Below are 15,362 nucleotides of genomic sequence, written 5' to 3'. Positions count from 1 at the left end.
GGCGCCGGTTCCCTCAGTTGAGACCGAAGCCGGCCTGTCCCGGCAGGTGGGCCGGCAGGCCGCGCTGCCGCGCGATCTGGCGGAAGAACAGCAGGCGCTCCGGATCGTCGGGCGGCAGGTAGCCGTCGGTCGGCGCCCGCAGCGCCACCGGATTGCTGGTGGGGCGGACGACATAGGGCGTGATGATGATGACCAGCTCGGTCTCGTTGCGCTGGAAGCGGTCCGAGCGGAACAGCGCCCCGAGCACCGGCACCTCGCCGATGCCGGGCAGGGCGCGGCCGAGGGCGCGCACATTGTCCTGCAGCAGGCCGGCGATGGCGAAGGACTGGCCGCTGCCGAGCTCCACCGTGGTCTCGGCGCGCCGCACGCTGAGGGCCGGAATCTGGATCGAGCTGTTGCCGGCGGCGAGCCGCACCGCACCCTGGTCGGTCAGGTCGCTCACCTCCGGCCGCACCCGCAGGCTGATCCGCCCCTGCGACAGCACGGTGGGCACGAAGGCCAGGCTCACCCCGTACTGCTTGAACTGGACGGTGACGACGTTGTCGCGCAGCGCGACGGGGATCGGGAATTCGCCGCCCACGAGGAAGCTCGCCGACTCGCCGCTCATCGCGGTCAGGTTCGGCTCGGCCAGCAGGGTGATGAGCCGGTCCTGCGCCAGGGCATCGACCAGCGCGTTGACGTCGTAGCTCTTGCCGTCGCCGGCCCCGAGGGCGAGCGTGCTCGACGGGTTGATGGCGTCGAGCAGGGCGTTGCGCGTCACCAGGCCGACCGCGAAATTGCCCGAACGCCCAACCGCCTGCCAGTCGATGCCGAGCTGGCGCGTGACCTCGCGTCCCACCTCGGCGATACGGACGCGCAGATTGACCTGCACCTGGCCGAGCACCGAGAGGCGGTTGTCGAGCTCCTGCCCCTCGGCGAGGTAGCCGCGGGCGATGGTGACCGCCTGCTCCGCCTCCGCCGCCGTCGCCACCTCGCCCAGCAGGGCGATGCCCTTGCCGCGCTGCTCGGCGCGGATGCGCGCGCCCGGCAGGAGGCGCGCGATCGTCGCCTGCGCCTCGCCCGCCCCGAAGCCGGAGGCGCGGACCGTGACCTCGTACTGGGCGACCGGGCTGCCCTGGCTGTCCATGGCGGCGATGGTGGTGCGGCCCGGGGCGACGCCGAACAGGAACAGGCTGGTCGGACTCGCCGGCCGCACCTCGACGATGCGGGGATCGGCCGCGAAGACCGAGCCGGCGCCGCGGCCGAGCTGCAGGATGCGTCCGGCCCCGGCCTCGATCGTGAGCGGCAGGCCCGCGCGCAGCGTCGCGCTGTTCTCCTGCGTCACCTGCTTCATGGGCGGCGCGACGGGGCGCACGGGGGGCACTTCCTGCGCCAGCGCGAGGGCGGGCGCCAGGAGGAACAACAGGCCGGCGATGCGCATCAGAAGCGGAACTCCTCGCGTTTTGCGGCACCCTGGAAGATCTGCAGCGTCTGCGGCGGGGCTTCGGCATTGCCCCGCCCGGCCCGCAGCGCCGGGGAAACGTCGCCCGCCCAGGTGATGGCGGGGGGCGGCTGATCGGCGGTCTGCTCGGTGCCGGTGGCCGAGCGGACGACCAGCGACAGCCGGCCCAGCCGCGTGGCGACGGCGACCCGCTCGGCCTGCTTCGCGGTGACTTCGAGCGTGACGGTCCGCACCTGGCGGTTGCTGTCCGTCGTGTCGCCCATGGCGCCCTGGACCAGCGCCTGGTCGATGGCGATGACGCGGATGTCGGGCAGCACCGTTTCCCCCGCGACGCGCCGATAGGCGGGCAGGGCATCGTCGTTGATCTGCTGCGTGAGCACGACATCCACGCGGTCGCCGGGCCAGATCAGGCCAGCCGTGCCGGAGACGGCATCGACGCCGACCGAGACGGCCCGCATGTCGGCGCCGAGCACGGCGGCGAGGAAGCCGCGGTCCCCCGGCCGCAGGACATCCTCCGGCAGCATCGGGTCGCCCTGCGGCAGGCTGCGGCGGACCATGGCGCCGAACAGCTCGGCCCGGGCCTCGCGCGTGTCGCGCCGCATGCCGGCCGGCATGGCCGCGACCTCGATCTCCTGGCTCGCGAGATCCTCGGGCTTGATCAGCACTCCCGCGCGCAGCGGCCTGGCGGCGATCAGGGCCATCGCCCTGGCAGGCGGCGCCTCTGCCTCGGCGACCGGCGCATCGGCAGGCCGCAGGCCGTACCAGGCGAGGCCACCGAAGCCGGCGGCGCCGAGGAGAAGCAGCCCGAAGAGGAGGAGACGCAGGACCATGGGCGACACTCTCAGCCAAGGAGCGTGAAGAAAGTCCCAAGCCCGATGGCCACGGCGTAGGGCAGCGGCCCGCCACGGCGGATCCGCCAGGCTTCGGCACGGAGGACACGGGCGAGGAGCGAGGCGGGCCGGCGAGCCGCGGGCGGCGCGAGCAACGGCCGGAGACCGAGATAGACGAGGGCCAGCACCCCGCCGGCCAGCGCCACGGCGAGGAGCAGATCAGGAGCGGTTGCCGGCCCGGCCAGCAGCGTGCAGGCGGCGAGAAGCTTGACGTCGCCGCCTCCCATGACGCCGCAGCGCCAGGCGAGGATGCCGAGCAGGAAGACGCCGAGCGCGGCGAGCAGCGCGGGTGGCGCATCCCCGGCGAGGAGATGCGCACCGAGCCCGAGCACCGCGATCGCCAGGCTCAAGGCGTTCGGGATCGTGCGCGCCGCGATGTCGTGCAGGCTGGCCAGGCACAGGGCCAGGCCGGCCGGGAGCAGGAGCATGGATGGCATCCGGGGTTGCGCCGGGACCGGCGGCTCCGCTGACGGAGCCGCCGGCCCCGTCAGCGGCCCGGCCGACCGGTCAACTAGGGGGTGACGAGCTTGCCGGCGATGAACTGGAACACACCGGCGGCACTGGTGCCGAGCGTGGTGACGGCGCCGACGATCACGGCCGCAATCAGCGCGGCGATCAGGCCGTATTCAAGCGCGGTCACGCCCTTGCGGTCCGTGACGAGGGATTGGGCGAGGAGATAGAGCGACATCGACTTGCGGTGGCCTCCTTCATGCTGCCGGGCGATGGGGCTCGACCGGGCCGGAAGCAGAATGAGGTCGCACCGGTTTAAATCGGCTGAATGTTCTTGAGACGATGCTTAACGGCCGCGACGACGATTGGCCGTTTCCGCGGCGTTAGACCGTGATCCGCTCACATAGATTCGCGGATCATGGTCCAGGCGGTTGTTTGATCGCGTGAGTCACGCTTGTCGGTGAGTCCACCTCAAGCGATCACGCTTAGCGCAGCGTCGGCGTGATGATCCGCGGCAGCCATCGCGCCGTCGCCGGCGCAGGCGGCGGGCCCGCATCGCGGGCCGCGAGGGCGCGCGGCACGAAGACCGGGATCGCCGCCTGCAGGAGCGGCGGCATGCGCATGGCAGGTGGCGCTGCGTTCGCCAGCGCCGTTCCCACTCCCTGCCCTGCCCCTTGGCCCACCCCCTCCAGGCTGGCGAGGACGCGGAGGCGATAGGCGGCGCCGCGCTCGGGTGTCGCGGAATGGTAGCGGGCGATCGCCTCGCCCCAGTCGCCGCCGGCACGCTGATGCAGCTCGCGCAGGAAGCGCGCGGCATAGCGGGCGTTGGCCAGGGGATCGAAGGCCTCCTCAAGCGAGCCGAAGGCGGCCGGGTGATGCAGCAGGTTCACCTGCAGGCAGCCGACATCGATGGAGCGGATCCCCTGCGCCCGCAGCGCGGCAACGGTGGCGAGCGCCGCGGCACGGCTCGGCGCATGCAGGCCCATGCCGGCGGCGTTCAGCGTCCAGGGCCAGGGCTCGATCCGTCCGCTCGTCGGGTCGCGCCGGCCGGATTCGGTCCGCGCGATGGCCTGCAGCAGCCCGGGCGGCAACCCGGCCTCGCCCTCGGCCTGCGCGACGGCCGAGCCGCAGGCCAAGCGGTCCTGCGCGGCGGCCATCAGCGGGAACAGGCCGAGCACCGCAACGAGCACCCGACGCATTATCGAGATCATCATGACTGGCAGGCTAGGTGCAGGCGCTCACCAAAGCACAAAGACGAGGCCTGCCACGCGATGGCGCGATTCCTGCAGTACGAGGACGCCCTGGCCTGGATGCAGGGCCGGACGAGCCTGACGTTCGAGGGCATGCGGCGCGGCCTGGATGCGAGCCCCACCGCGACGGCCAGCTTCCTCCGCCGCATGGAGGCGGATGGCCTCATCGGCCCGGCCGGGCCGGATGGCGCGCATCCGGTCCTGGGGTCGCGCCGCCGCGCCTCCCTGCATGCGGCGCAGGACGAGCCGGCCATCGCCGCGCGGCTGCGGGCGGAGCTGCAGGCGGCGCTGCAGCGGGCGGAACGGGCCGAGGCGCGCCTGGCCGCGCTGACGGCGCCGCAGGCCCGGCTCGGCACGCTGCGGCGCCTGCTGGCGCGGGAACTGCACCCCGATACGGCGGCGCTGGCGGAGGACCCGGCCCGGCAGGCGGCCTATGCCGAGATCTTCAAGACCCTCTGGCCGCGGATCGAGGCCGTGCTGGCCGGGATGAGGCTGGAGGAGCCGTGAATGGGCCGGCCGAGTCGGATCCGAATGTCGGGGAAGGGCTGGAGCGGGCGATGGGAATCGAACCCACGACATTCAGCTTGGGAAGCTGACGTTCTACCTCTGAACTACGCCCGCGCCGGGTCGCTCTTATAGGCATCGCGCGGGCGGATCGGCAAGCCGGCGGTTGACCTTTGGCACCCCCATCCCTAGCCTCATACCGTGTCCCGACTGGATCCGAACCGCAGGATGATGCCCTCTCCAAAAGCGCTGGCCGGCGCGATGGGGGCTTCCGGCGCGGGGGCTTCGGTCGCCGGCCTCGATAGCCGGAGCGCGACCATCCTCCGCGAGCTGGTCGAGCTCTACGTGCTGACCGGCGAGCCGGTGGGCTCCCGCACCCTCTCCCGCCGCCTGCCCCTCGGCCTCTCCCCCGCCTCCATCCGCAACGTGATGGCGGATCTGGAGGAGGCCGGCTTCCTCTACGCTCCGCATACCAGCGCCGGCCGGCTGCCGACCGATCGCGGCCTCAGGCTCTTCGTCGACGGGTTGCTGGAATTCGGCGATCTCGGCGAGACCGAGCGGGAGGCGATCGCCGCCCGCTGCGCCGCCTCCGGCCGGTCGCTGCAGGAGACGCTGGCCGAGGCCGGGCAGATGCTCTCCGGCCTCGCCGGCGCCGCCGGGCTGGTGGTGGCGCCGAAGAGCGAGGGGCGGATCCGCCACATGGAATTCGTGGCCCTCGGCCCCGGGCGCGCCCTGGTGGTGCTGGTCACCGATGACGGGCAGGTGGAGAACCGGGTCATCGAGGTGCCGTCCGGCCTGCCGCCCTCCGCTCTCGCCCAGGCCAGCAACTACCTGAACGCCCGGCTCGCCGGCCGCAGCCTGGACGAGGCGCGGGCCAAGGTGAACGAGGAGATCGCGGCCAACCGCACCGCTCTCGACGCCCTGACGCATCAGGTGATCGAGGCCGGGGTCGCCACCTGGGCCGGCGGCAATGCCGGTAGCCTCATCGTCCGCGGCCAGCACAAGCTGCTGCAGAACCTCGACCAGATCGCCCGCGTGCAGGAGATCCAGTCGCTGTTCGAGCGGCTGGAGGCGCAGGAGACGGTGCTCCGCCTGCTGGAACTGGCGCAGCGCGGCGAGGGGGTGCAGATCTTCATCGGCGCCGAGAGCGGGCTGTTCGACACCGCCGGCCTCTCGATGGTGGTTGCGCCCTTCCGCAACGGGCAGGAGCGCATCGTCGGCGCCATCGGCGTCATCGGCCCGACCCGGATCAATTACGGCCGGGTGATCCCGGTGGTGGATTACACCGCGCGCGTCATCGGCCGCCTGCTCGGCTGAGCCGGACCGCCGCGCGCGCCGCGCCGGTCAAGCGGGACCGTCAGCGGGACAGATCGGCCCCGGCGTGGAGTTGATCGGGCGGCACCGGCAGGTCCGAGGCGCTGATCTTTCCCGCCGCGACGTCCTCGATGAGGGCCCTTACTTGATTCAATCGCGCAATTTGTTCGCTCAGCGGCAGGTCATCAAGCTGGTAAAATGTCTCTTCGTAGAGCCGCACGATCGAGAGGGCCTGCGCGCGTCGAAGCACCTGGAGATAGGCGTCTTCGAGTTGCGTTTGCGCAGCATATAAATCAGCATTTGTTGCCATTCTGGCCTCCAAGCTCAGATTGTCGTTGCTGCTCCTTTTTTTTAACTCTCGAAACCCGTCAGGTTTCCCGGAAGACAACCGTATCGAATTCGGTCCGATTTGCCCGCCATGGCGGCGTGCCCGCCCGAAGGCGCGGGCCCAGGGCCTGTAGCCAGAGGAGGAGCCCATGCGGATGCGCCCGATGCCGTGCGACGAGGTCCCGCGGGGACGTGCGGCATGAGCGCGCCGCGCGTCACGGTCACCGCCATCGAGCGGCATGAATGGCCCTTCACCCTGCGTCTTCCCTTCCGCTTCGGCGTCATCACGGTCACCCATGGCCGGCAGACGGTGCTGCGGCTGCGGCTGCGCGACGAGGCCGGCGGCGAGGCCTGGGGTGTGGCGGCGGAAAGCCTGGCCGCCAAATGGTTCGACAAGGACCCCGCCCTCTCGGATGCGCAGAACGAGGACCAGCTGCGGCGCTCGCTGGAACTGGCCTCCGCGGCGACGCTCGCCGCCGGCGCCAACACCGCCTTCGGGCATTCCGCCGACAGCTATGCCGAGCAGGTCGCGGCCTGCGCCGCCGAGGGGCTGAACCCGCTGGTCGCCAGCTACGGCCGCGCCCTGGTCGACCGCGCCGTGCTGGACGCGCTGCTGAAGCGGCACGGCCTCTCCGTCTTCGCCGGCATGCGGGCGAATATCGGCGGCATGGCGCCGCATGCGGTGGCGCCCGATCTCGCCGGCTTCGATTTCGCCGCGCTGCTCGGCAGGCTGGCGCCGGCGCGGCGCATCCATGCGCGCCACACGGTCGGGCTGGTCGATCCGATCACCGCGGCGGATCAGACCGGGCGGGTGGCGGACGGCCTGCCCGAGACGCTGGAGGAGGTGGCCGCCACCTATCGCCACCGCTACTGGAAGCTGAAGGTCGCCGGCCAGGTGGAGGCGGATATCGACCGGCTCTGCCGCATCGCCGCCGTGCTGGACCGGCTGCACCTCTATCACGCGACCCTCGACGGCAACGAGCAGTATGCCGATGCCGAGGGCGCCGTCGCGCTGTGGCGGGCGATGGAGGCGGAGCCACGGCTGGCGCGGCTGCGCGCCTCGATCCTCTTCATCGAGCAGCCGGTGACGCGGGCCCGGGCGCTCGAGACCGGGATGGCGGCGCTGGCCGCGGCGCGGCCGGTCATCATCGACGAGAGCGACGGGGCGCTGGACGCCTTCCCCCGGGCCCGCGCCCTCGGCTATGCCGGCGTCTCCAGCAAGTCCTGCAAGGGGCTCTGGCGCAGCCTGGTCAACCTCGCGCGCTGCCGCGCCTGGAATACCGCGGGCGGGCAGCATTTCCTCTCCGGCGAGGATCTGACGACGCTGGCCGGCGTCTCGCTGCAGCAGGACCTGGCGCTGGTCGCATTGCTCGGCCTCGCGCATGTCGAGCGCAACGGCCACCACTTCATCGACGGCTTCGCCGGCCGGCCGAAGGCGGAGGCGGTGCGCTTCATGGAGGCGCATCCGGACCTCTATGCCGATACGCCGCGCGGGCCGCGGCTTCGCCTGCGCGAGGGCCTGCTGGAGCTCGGCTCGCTCGACCGGCCGGGGCTCGGGACCAGCGAGGAGCCGGACTACCGCGCCATGGAGGCGATGCCCCCTGCTGCCTGGCCGCCTGCCGCTTGGCCCCCTGCCACCTGGCCCCCTGCCACCTGGCCCCCTGCCGCGCGCGGCTGAGCCGGCGCGGCGGCCCCGGCCAGCTCCTCCGGCGTCGCCGCCACCCGGCGGTCGCGCAACCAGCGGGAGAGCGCCGGCGAGGCGGTGAGCACGCAGAAGGGGATCGCCAGCAGCAGCCCGCCGGCGAAGGGCAGCGCCCAGGGCAGCGCCGCCGGCGCGAGGCCTGCGAGCAGCCCGAGGACAGCGAGGCCGAAGCCGGTATGCGGCCAGAGCAGCCGCGCCGCATCCGCCCAGGCGACGCCGCGATCGGCGCGGTTCTGCGGCGCCCAGCCCCGCGACCGCCGGCCGAAGGGCAGCGCGACCAGGAAGATCGCCTTGTTGAGGATGGAGACCGGGTCGAGCAGCGTGGTGAAGCCAAGCTCCGCCGCGGCACCGCGGAGAAAGGCGGCGCGGCCGCCATAGCGCGCGGCATGGGCCGGGCGCAGCAGCACCTCGGCATAGCCCGCGAGCTTCGGCGCGTGCAGCATGGCCCAGACGGCGACCATCAGGGCCAGCAGCGCGCCCGGCGGCGTCGCCGCGGCGCCGCCCGCCACGGCGTTCAGCGCAGCGAAGAGGAGCACGCCGACCCAGAGCGGCGCCGCCAGGAAGAGCAGGATCGCCTGCACGAGCTGCCAGCGCCCCATGGCGCTCTGCCCGGGCAGGAAGAGCAGGTCCCAGTACTGCATGTTCCCCGCCGCCCAGCGCAGGTCGCGCGCCATGAATTCCGGCAGGGCGGGCGGGTTGCCCTCCATGCTGCCCTCCTCCAGCGGCAGGCAGCAGACCTTCCAGCCGGCGGCGTGCAGCCGCACCGCCTCGACCTGGTCGTGGCTGAGGATCGGGCTGCCGTCGGTCAGCGCCTCCAGCCGGCAGTGCTGCCGAAAGGGGGCGATGCGGATGAGCGCGTTATGCCCCCAGTACGGCCCGTCCGGCCCCTGCCACCAGGCCTGGCCGGTCGCCCAGCTCCGCATCCCGGCGCGCATGCCGAACTGGAACAGCCGCGGAAAGGCGGCGCCCGCCGGCCGCCCGACGATGAGCTGCTGCAGGATGCCGATCCGCGGATCCGCCTCCATGCAGGCGACGAGGCGCAGCACCGCCGGCGCCGACATCTCGCTATCGGCGTCGAGGCAGAGCATGAAGGTCTCGTCCGCCACGTGCCGGTCGAGGAAATCCATGACATTGCCGGCCTTAAAGCCGGTATTCGCGGTGCGGCGACGGTAGCGCAGGGCGATGCCACCGCCGCCACGCGCGGCGCGGAAGGCCTCGACCGCCGCCGCCTCGGCCGCCGCCAGCGCCGGCGCCTCGGTGTCGGAGAGCAGCCATAGGGTGAAGCGGTCCGCCACGCCCGCCGCCTCCAGCCCGTCGAGCAGCCGGCCGAGCGGCGGCAGCACCTGCGCCATGGCCTCGTTGCGGATGCAGACGGCGATCGCCGTGCGGGCCTCCGGCGGGCCGGGGCGCAGCTGCCGCAGGGCCGGCAGCACGGCCGAGGCCGGGCTCGGCGCCCCGAGCAGGATGGCGAGGCCGACCAGGGCATTGCCGGCGCAGAGCGCAGTCCAGGGCGCGGTGCCGGCGAAGCAGAGCAGCACCAGAACCTCCCAGTGCAGCCAGCCGCCAGGCGCCAGCACCCGTGCCGCGAGCCAGAGCTGCAGCGCCGTCAGGCCGAGGACGAGCAGGGCGAAGGCCAGGCGGCGCAGCGCCAGGGGGAGTCCCGAGGGCGCCCCCAAGGGAGGTATGGACAGGTCGGGCACGGGGGCCAATCTCGCTGCGCAGCATGGCGAAATTGCGCATTCCCGCGACCCGCCGCGCTTGCCGCCCCGGCTGGCCCGTGCGCTGATCGCAACGGCGCCGGCGGCAACAGGCCGGCCCGGGAGGTCAAAGTCCATGCAACGTCGCATGCTCCTCGCGGCCGCGCTGACCGCGCCGCGTCTCGCCTCGCCCCGTCTCGCCAGGGCCCAGGCCGCCTGGCCCGCCGAGCGGCCGGTCGAGGTGATCGTCCCCTTCCCGCCCGGCGGCGGCGTCGACATCATGACGCGCCTGGTCATGCCGCTGGTCGCCGCCCGCATCCCCGGCATGGTCGCGGTGGTGAGCAACCGGCCCGGCGCCGCCTCGCAGATCGGCCTCGAGGCGGTCTTCAACGCGGCGCCGGACGGCTACACGCTCGGCGCCACCTCGACCCCGGCGCACAGCGCCATCCCGATCGAACGGCCGGCGCGCTACCGGGCGCTGGACTTCACCTTCCTCGCCAATATCGTCGAGGATCCCAACTGCTTCTACGTGCGGTCGGAGAGCCCCTTCCGCACGCTCGGCGACCTCGTCACCCAGGCGCGGGCAAGGCCGGGTGGGCTCGACTACGGCACCACCGGGGTCGGCAGCGACGACCACATCACCATGCTGGCCTTCGAGGCGCTGGCCGGCATCCCGCCGCTCATCCACGTGCCCTTCAACGGCGTCGCGCCGCTGCTGCCGCAGCTGCTCGGCGGGCATCTGGCGATGGGGGTGGGCAACACCTCCGATCTCGCCACGCTGAGCAAGGAGGGCCGGATGCGCGGCCTGGCGGTGGCCAGCGCCGGCCGCGTCGCCGAGCTGCCGGAGGTGCCGACCTTCCGCGAGCTCGGCTTCGACATCGTCGCCGCCGCGGCGCGCGGCATCGTCGCCCCGCCCGGCCTGCCGCCGGCGGTCGCGGCGCGGCTGCAGGAGGCCTTCCGCGACGCCCTCGCCGATGGCGACTTCCGGCGCGAGGCGGCACGTCAGCACATGCCGTTGCGGCCGCTGATCGGCGCCGACTACCAGGGCATGGCGACCCGGGTGGACGAGCAACTGCACGCCCTCTGGAAACTCCGCCCCTGGCGGGCGTGACGGCACGCCGCGCTTTGGCCTTGCAGCCCTGCAGCCTGACGCCTCCCGTTGCCTTGACGCGGCTTCGCCGCGGCAGGCTGTGACGGATCCTGGGCCCGCAGCGAATCACGGGGGCCCTGCGGAGCCGCGCAGCGGCTTCGTGGGGAAACATCGGGGCCCCGCGGTGTCGCGCAGCGACGTCGCGGGGAGTTCAAAGCCATCTCCGCTCACTGGTGAACTCGATGTTCAGCCAATGGCTGGGCGGCGCTGCATCGAGCGCGGCAGCGATCTCGCCCCGGATGGCGTCGAAATAGCCGAGCGGCCGCGCCCCCAGCTCCGGCCCGGCGAGGAAGGTGATGTCGACGAAGCGGGCGCGGCCGGTCTTCGCCACATAGCTGGTGAAGTCGTGGAAGCCATGCCGGGCGACGATCTCCCGCGCGATCGCCCGCACCCGCTCGTCGAGCTCGCTCGGCGCGATCTCCAGGATGTCCTTGCCGGCCCGCCAGCAGGCGGCGAGCGGCACGGGCAGCAGCAGGAGCGCCATGACGGCGAGGATGGCGGGGTCGAGATAGGGCACGAAGGCCGTCCATGGCGTCCCCTGCAGCGCCAGGCCGAGGGCGAAGCTGAGGCCGAGCCCGATGCTCAGCAGGCCGGAGACCAGCCAGGCGCGGGCATCGAGGGCGACAAGCTCGGAGCCGAGCCGGGCGGCCTGCCGGCGCATCGCCAGCCAGAGCAGGAACTCCGTCGTCCCCGCCCCGACCACATAGACCAGGCCGGGGCCGAAATCCGTGCCGCGGCCGGCGCGGAACAGGTCGTTCAGCGCGCCGAGGAAGGCATAGCCGCAGGAGAGCGCCAGGACGACGCTGTTCAGCAGCACCAGCATCGGCTCGAGATGCCAGAAGCCGAACTGGAAATGCCGCGACCCGCCGCGGCCGAGCAGCACCGAGACGCCGAGCGCCAGCGCGGTCATCGCCGCGTCGATCAGCGAATAGAGGCCGTCGAACAGGATGGAGCTGGAATTGGCGAAAAGGCCGCAGGCGATGCCGATGGCCGAGAGGACCATGGTGACCGCGATCGACCAGGCCAGGACCCGCTGCTCCCGCCGGTTGTCATCGTTCTGCAATATTGCACCTGCGACGCGTCATCCCCTGCCCTTACCGCAGCCGCGCCGGGCCGGGAACCGGAGGCGGCCCAGGGGGGAGTGGCCAAGGGGCCGCCAAGGCTGGCGCTGCGGCTTGCCCGGCCGCCCCTGCCATGTCCTGATGCATGCAACCGTATCGGGGGAGGCAAGCATGCAGGAAGCGGATTACGTCATCCTCGGCGGCGGCTCGGCCGGCTGCGTGCTGGCCTCGCGGCTGTCGGAGGACCCGGACACGAAGGTGGCGCTGCTCGAGGCCGGGCCGTGGGACAAGAATCCCTGGATCCACATCCCGATGGGCTTCGCCCGGCTCTACGTCACCCGCAAATACGACTGGAACTACCAGACCGAGGACGAGCCGGAGCTGAACGGCCGCAGCGTCTACTGGCCGCGCGGGCGGGTCATCGGCGGCTCGGGCAGCGTCAACGGCCTCGTCTTCCTGCGCGGCTCGCCGCGCGACTACGACCGCTGGGCGCAGCTCGGCGCCCGCGGCTGGGCCTATGAGGATTGCCTGCCCGCCTTCCGCAAGCTGGAGAATTTCCGCGGGCCGGAGAGCCGCTACCGCGGCCGCGGCGGGCCGATGCAGATCGCCGAGGTGCCGCACCCGACCATCGGCTGCCAAGCCTTCGTCGAGACCTGCGAGACGCTCGGCTTCCCGCGCAACCCGGACAACAACGGCGAGTGGTTCGAGGGTGTCGCGCCGAACCAGCTCAATGTCCATAACGGCCGGCGCTGGAGTCCGGCGGTCGCCTATCTGCGCCCGGCGCTCGGCCGGCCGAACCTGCGCGTCGAGACCGAGCGGCTCGGGCTCCGCCTCACCTTCGAGGGCAAGCGCTGCACCGGCGTCGTCGTCCGCACCGCCGACGGGCGGGAGGAGGCCTGGACGGCGCGGCGCGAGGTGATTGTCTCGGCCGGCGCGATCGAGAGCCCGAAGCTGCTGATGCTCTCCGGCATCGGCGACGGCGCGGCGCTGCAGGGGCTCGGGATCGAGACCCGGGTGCATGCGCCGGAGGTCGGCCGCAACCTGCAGGACCATTTCATGGTCCGCTTCGCCTTCCGCACCAAGCCCGCCGACACGCTGAACGAGACCCTCGCCAACCCGATCAAGACGGCGCGGATGGGCCTCGACTGGGCGCTGCGGCATCGCGGCCACATGACCATCGGCGCCTCCGAGGCGAGCCTCTTCGCCCGCGTCCTGCCCGGCTCGGAGGAGGCGGAGGTGCAGTTCCAGTTCGTCAATTTCAGCCTCGACACCACCAATCAGGGGCTCTCGGCGAGCAAGCTGGCGAAGCATCCAGGCTTCACCTTCAACTTCTGCCAATGCCGCCCGGACAGCCGCGGCGAGCTGACGCTGCGCTCGCCCCGGGTCGAGGACAAGCCGCGCATCCTGGCCAACTACCTCACCGCGCCCACGGATGTGCGGGTGATGCTGGAGGCCGCGAAGCTGGCGCGACGCATCGCGGTGACGGCGCCCTTCGCCGATCTGGTGGAGGAGGAGCTCTCGCCCGGGCCGAAGACCCAGACCGACGAGGATTTCCTCGCCTATCTCCGCAGCTCCGGCACCACCGTCTACCATCCCTGCGGCACCAACCGGATGGGCGCCGACGACCGCGCGGTGGTGGATCCGGAGCTCCGGGTGCGCGGCGTCGAGGGTCTGCGGGTCTGCGACGCCTCGGTCTTCCCGCTCGTCCCCTCCTCGAACATCCATCCGGCGGTGCTGATGACCGCGGAGCGGGGGGCGGAGATCATCCAGGCGGCGGCCCGCGGCGGCGCCCGCGCGGCGGCCTGAGGGTTCCCCCCGAAACCGCTGCGCGGCTCCGCGGGGGCCCCGTGGAGCCCCAGCCTGCCCAGGAACCGTCGCAGCCTGCTGTGGCAAAGCCGCAGCAAGGCAACGGGAAGCGACGGTTTTGGTAGGCACTTTGAGGTGCCAGCGGCGCCGCCCGCCGGCCGCCATCCTTGCCGCGGGGAACGCCGTGCGCCGTCGCGGCTTGTGCGATGCGAGGAGGAGAAGCGCGATGGCAGGCATCGAGGCGGGCGAGATGCTCGCGGCGCTGCTGGCCGGCGAGACCGGCCGGCTGCGGCAGCTGCTGGACGCGGCGGGCGGGCCGACCATGGTCGAGAGGCTCGACCTGCCCGGCCGGATGACGCTGCTGATGGCCGCCGCCGCCTGCGGCAACGCGGCAGCGGTCGACCTGCTGCTGGAGGGCGGGGCCGATCCGGCGCGCCGGGATGCCGAGGGCCACACGGCCGCGGCGCATGCCCGGCGCGGCGGCCATCCGCATCTCGCGGCGCGGTTGGACACGGTGGTCGACCAGGAACGGCGGCTGTAGCGACGTCGCGCCCGCGGTCGCCTCAGCTCCGCGCCGGGTCCGACCGGGCGACGGCCCCGGGCAGCAGCCGCGCCATGGCGAGGCAGCCGAGCGCCGGGCCGATGGCCAGCGCGGCGAAGGCGCCGCCCCAGCCGAAGCGCGCCGCCAGCAGCGGCATCAGGTGGATCGCCGGCAGGGTCAGGGCGAAGCCGAGGCAGGTCTGCACCGTGAGCATCGTCCCAGCGAGGCCGGGCGGCGCGTATTCCGCGACGCTGGCCGAGAACTGCGCCGAATCCGCGACCACCGCCGCCCCCCAGACGAGGCAGAGCGCCAGCGTCAGCGGCGGCGCCAGGCCGAAGGCCGGGCCGGCGAGCAGGCAGCAGGCGCCGCTCGCCGCCATCGCCCAGATCGTCAGCCGCGCCTTGCCGATGCGGTCGGCGATGACCCCGCCGAGGACGCAGCCGAGCGCGCCGGCGACCATCACGGCGAAGGTGGCGAGCGCCGCGACGCCCGGCCCGGCACCGCGCCCGGAGGCGGCGAAGCTCGCCGCCAGATAGGCGCCGATCCAGGCCCACATGGCGTAGAGCTCCCACATATGGCCGAGATAGCCGAGGGTCGCGAGCCGCGTGCCGCGGGTGCGGAACAGCAGCAGGGCGAGACCGGGGCGAAAGGGCGGCGCCGGCGCCTGGCCAGGCCCGAGCCGTGTCGCCAGGATCAGCGCCGCCGCCGCCAGCGCCCCCGCCGAGGCGGCACCGACGGTCAGCCGCCAGTCGAGCCCGCCGAAGGCATTGACCAGATGCGGCGAGCCGGAGCCAAGCGTGAGGCCGCCGACCAGCAGGCCGACGACGAAGCCGGCATCGGCGCGGCTCGCCCAGCCCGTCGCCAGCTTCATGCCGACCGGATAGATGCAGGCGAGCGCGAGGCCGGTCACGCCGCGCGCCAGGATCACCCAGGGCGAGCCGATGGGCAGGGCCAGGATCGCCGCATTCGCCGCCGCGCCGAGCAGCGCCGCGCCGGCGATCAGCCGCCGCGGGTCGAGCCGGTCTGGCAGGGCGAGGCTGGCGCTGCCGAGCGTGCCGAGGACGAAGCCGAGCTGCACCGCCCCGGTCAGCCAGGCGAGGAAGCCGGGCGGCAGCGCCGCCTCCCGCGCCATGGCCGGCCCGGCGGCGGTGCCGGAGAACCACAGCGCCAGGGCGAGCACCTGCGCCAGGGTGATGCGGAGGAGGTTGGCCCGCTTGCCGTCCGGCATA

15 protein-coding genes and 1 tRNA gene are annotated in these 15,362 nt (G+C 72.9%); 6 read left to right on the top strand and 10 right to left on the bottom strand.

The features are described 5' to 3' along the window. Positions 1-13: 13 nt before the first annotated feature. The 5 genes from HJG45_RS21145 to HJG45_RS21125 all read right to left on the bottom strand — a co-directional run bounded on the left by HJG45_RS21145 (position 14) and on the right by HJG45_RS21125 (position 3,980). Positions 14-1,420, bottom strand: a complete 1,407-nt coding sequence (locus tag HJG45_RS21145) for a type II and III secretion system protein family protein (protein ID WP_171614786.1) — start codon at positions 1,418-1,420, stop codon at positions 14-16. Next, the gene (cpaB, locus tag HJG45_RS21140) at positions 1,420-2,271 is read right to left on the bottom strand and encodes a Flp pilus assembly protein CpaB (RefSeq protein ID WP_171614784.1); all 852 of its coding nucleotides are present in this window, start codon (positions 2,269-2,271) and stop codon (positions 1,420-1,422) included. The genes HJG45_RS21145 and cpaB overlap by 1 nt, the downstream gene beginning before the upstream one ends. 11 nt (positions 2,272-2,282) lie before the next feature. Further along, positions 2,283-2,759, bottom strand: a complete 477-nt coding sequence (locus tag HJG45_RS21135) for a prepilin peptidase (RefSeq protein WP_171614782.1) — start codon at positions 2,757-2,759, stop codon at positions 2,283-2,285. Positions 2,760-2,842: 83 nt separating this feature from the next. Further along, positions 2,843-3,019, bottom strand: coding sequence for a Flp family type IVb pilin (locus HJG45_RS21130; RefSeq protein WP_171614780.1), 177 nt, complete (start codon positions 3,017-3,019; stop codon positions 2,843-2,845). 247 nt (positions 3,020-3,266) lie between these two features. Next, positions 3,267-3,980 carry a lytic transglycosylase domain-containing protein gene (locus HJG45_RS21125; protein ID WP_254452692.1) on the bottom strand — a complete coding sequence of 238 codons (714 nt, stop codon included), beginning with the start codon at positions 3,978-3,980 and terminating at the stop codon, positions 3,267-3,269. A gap of 72 nt (positions 3,981-4,052) precedes the next feature. Between HJG45_RS21125 and HJG45_RS21120 the strand changes: the two genes are divergently transcribed. Next, positions 4,053-4,538, top strand: coding sequence for a hypothetical protein (locus HJG45_RS21120; protein ID WP_171614776.1), 486 nt, complete (start codon positions 4,053-4,055; stop codon positions 4,536-4,538). A gap of 39 nt (positions 4,539-4,577) precedes the next feature. Here HJG45_RS21120 and HJG45_RS21115 read toward each other — a convergent pair. Continuing rightward, positions 4,578-4,652 (bottom strand) — tRNA-Gly (locus HJG45_RS21115). 144 nt (positions 4,653-4,796) lie between these two features. Between HJG45_RS21115 and hrcA the strand changes: the two genes are divergently transcribed. Continuing rightward, a complete protein-coding gene (gene hrcA / locus HJG45_RS21110; RefSeq protein WP_171615060.1) occupies positions 4,797-5,852 on the top strand; it encodes a heat-inducible transcriptional repressor HrcA in 1,056 nt (351 codons plus the stop codon). A gap of 40 nt (positions 5,853-5,892) precedes the next feature. On the opposite strand, the gene HJG45_RS21105 is transcribed toward hrcA, so the two are convergent. Continuing rightward, positions 5,893-6,159, bottom strand: a complete 267-nt coding sequence (locus HJG45_RS21105; RefSeq protein WP_171614774.1) for a hypothetical protein — start codon at positions 6,157-6,159, stop codon at positions 5,893-5,895. A 216-nt stretch (positions 6,160-6,375) separates the two neighbouring features. Here HJG45_RS21105 and HJG45_RS21100 point away from each other — a divergent pair, with 216 nt between their 5' ends. Beyond that, positions 6,376-7,854, top strand: coding sequence for a mandelate racemase (locus HJG45_RS21100; RefSeq protein WP_171614772.1), 1,479 nt, complete (start codon positions 6,376-6,378; stop codon positions 7,852-7,854). Here the strand turns inward: HJG45_RS21100 and mdoH are convergent. Then, a complete protein-coding gene (gene mdoH, locus HJG45_RS21095) occupies positions 7,752-9,578 on the bottom strand; it encodes a glucans biosynthesis glucosyltransferase MdoH (RefSeq protein ID WP_368040650.1) in 1,827 nt (608 codons plus the stop codon). The two genes, HJG45_RS21100 and mdoH, sit on opposite strands and share 103 nt — an antisense overlap. A 133-nt stretch (positions 9,579-9,711) precedes the next feature. Between mdoH and HJG45_RS21090 the strand changes: the two genes are divergently transcribed. Then, entirely contained in the window at positions 9,712-10,686 is a 975-nt protein-coding gene (locus HJG45_RS21090) for a tripartite tricarboxylate transporter substrate binding protein (protein ID WP_254452691.1), read from the top strand. A 190-nt stretch (positions 10,687-10,876) separates the two neighbouring features. On the opposite strand, the gene HJG45_RS21085 is transcribed toward HJG45_RS21090, so the two are convergent. After that, entirely contained in the window at positions 10,877-11,788 is a 912-nt protein-coding gene (locus tag HJG45_RS21085) for a cation diffusion facilitator family transporter (protein ID WP_171614768.1), read from the bottom strand. A gap of 169 nt (positions 11,789-11,957) precedes the next feature. Between HJG45_RS21085 and HJG45_RS21080 the strand changes: the two genes are divergently transcribed. Continuing rightward, positions 11,958-13,592, top strand: coding sequence for a GMC family oxidoreductase (locus tag HJG45_RS21080; RefSeq protein WP_171614766.1), 1,635 nt, complete (start codon positions 11,958-11,960; stop codon positions 13,590-13,592). A gap of 226 nt (positions 13,593-13,818) precedes the next feature. Continuing rightward, on the top strand, positions 13,819-14,133 hold the full coding sequence (locus HJG45_RS21075; RefSeq protein WP_171614764.1) for an ankyrin repeat domain-containing protein: 315 nt from the start codon (positions 13,819-13,821) through the stop codon (positions 14,131-14,133). A gap of 22 nt (positions 14,134-14,155) precedes the next feature. Here the strand turns inward: HJG45_RS21075 and HJG45_RS21070 are convergent, their stop codons facing one another. After that, positions 14,156-15,361, bottom strand: coding sequence for an MFS transporter (locus HJG45_RS21070; protein ID WP_171614762.1), 1,206 nt, complete (start codon positions 15,359-15,361; stop codon positions 14,156-14,158). Position 15,362 lies beyond the last annotated feature (1 nt).

The sequence above is a fragment of the Roseicella sp. DB1501 genome (assembly GCF_013112485.1).
Classification (GTDB): Bacteria; Pseudomonadota; Alphaproteobacteria; order Acetobacterales; family Acetobacteraceae; genus Paracraurococcus.
The sequence above is the reverse complement of the archived record's forward strand: the minus strand, read 5'-3'. Positions and strand labels throughout refer to the sequence as shown.

What these genes read in the sequence shown, in the direction of transcription:
- HJG45_RS21080 (WP_171614766.1), top strand. Translation starts at nt 11,958, where the DNA reads ATGCAGGAAGCGGATTACGTCATCCTCGGCGGCGGCTCGGCCGGCTGC.
- HJG45_RS21125 (WP_254452692.1), bottom strand. Translation starts at nt 3,980, where the DNA reads ATGCGTCGGGTGCTCGTTGCGGTGCTCGGCCTGTTCCCGCTGATGGCC.
- HJG45_RS21070 (WP_171614762.1), bottom strand. Translation starts at nt 15,361, where the DNA reads ATGCCGGACGGCAAGCGGGCCAACCTCCTCCGCATCACCCTGGCGCAG.
- HJG45_RS21075 (WP_171614764.1), top strand. Translation starts at nt 13,819, where the DNA reads ATGGCAGGCATCGAGGCGGGCGAGATGCTCGCGGCGCTGCTGGCCGGC.
- HJG45_RS21130 (WP_171614780.1), bottom strand. Translation starts at nt 3,019, where the DNA reads ATGTCGCTCTATCTCCTCGCCCAATCCCTCGTCACGGACCGCAAGGGC.
- HJG45_RS21100 (WP_171614772.1), top strand. Translation starts at nt 6,376, where the DNA reads ATGAGCGCGCCGCGCGTCACGGTCACCGCCATCGAGCGGCATGAATGG.
- HJG45_RS21090 (WP_254452691.1), top strand. Translation starts at nt 9,712, where the DNA reads ATGCAACGTCGCATGCTCCTCGCGGCCGCGCTGACCGCGCCGCGTCTC.
- HJG45_RS21105 (WP_171614774.1), bottom strand. Translation starts at nt 6,159, where the DNA reads ATGGCAACAAATGCTGATTTATATGCTGCGCAAACGCAACTCGAAGAC.
- HJG45_RS21145 (WP_171614786.1), bottom strand. Translation starts at nt 1,420, where the DNA reads ATGCGCATCGCCGGCCTGTTGTTCCTCCTGGCGCCCGCCCTCGCGCTG.
- cpaB (WP_171614784.1), bottom strand. Translation starts at nt 2,271, where the DNA reads ATGGTCCTGCGTCTCCTCCTCTTCGGGCTGCTTCTCCTCGGCGCCGCC.
- HJG45_RS21135 (WP_171614782.1), bottom strand. Translation starts at nt 2,759, where the DNA reads ATGCTCCTGCTCCCGGCCGGCCTGGCCCTGTGCCTGGCCAGCCTGCAC.
- HJG45_RS21120 (WP_171614776.1), top strand. Translation starts at nt 4,053, where the DNA reads ATGGCGCGATTCCTGCAGTACGAGGACGCCCTGGCCTGGATGCAGGGC.
- hrcA (WP_171615060.1), top strand. Translation starts at nt 4,797, where the DNA reads ATGGGGGCTTCCGGCGCGGGGGCTTCGGTCGCCGGCCTCGATAGCCGG.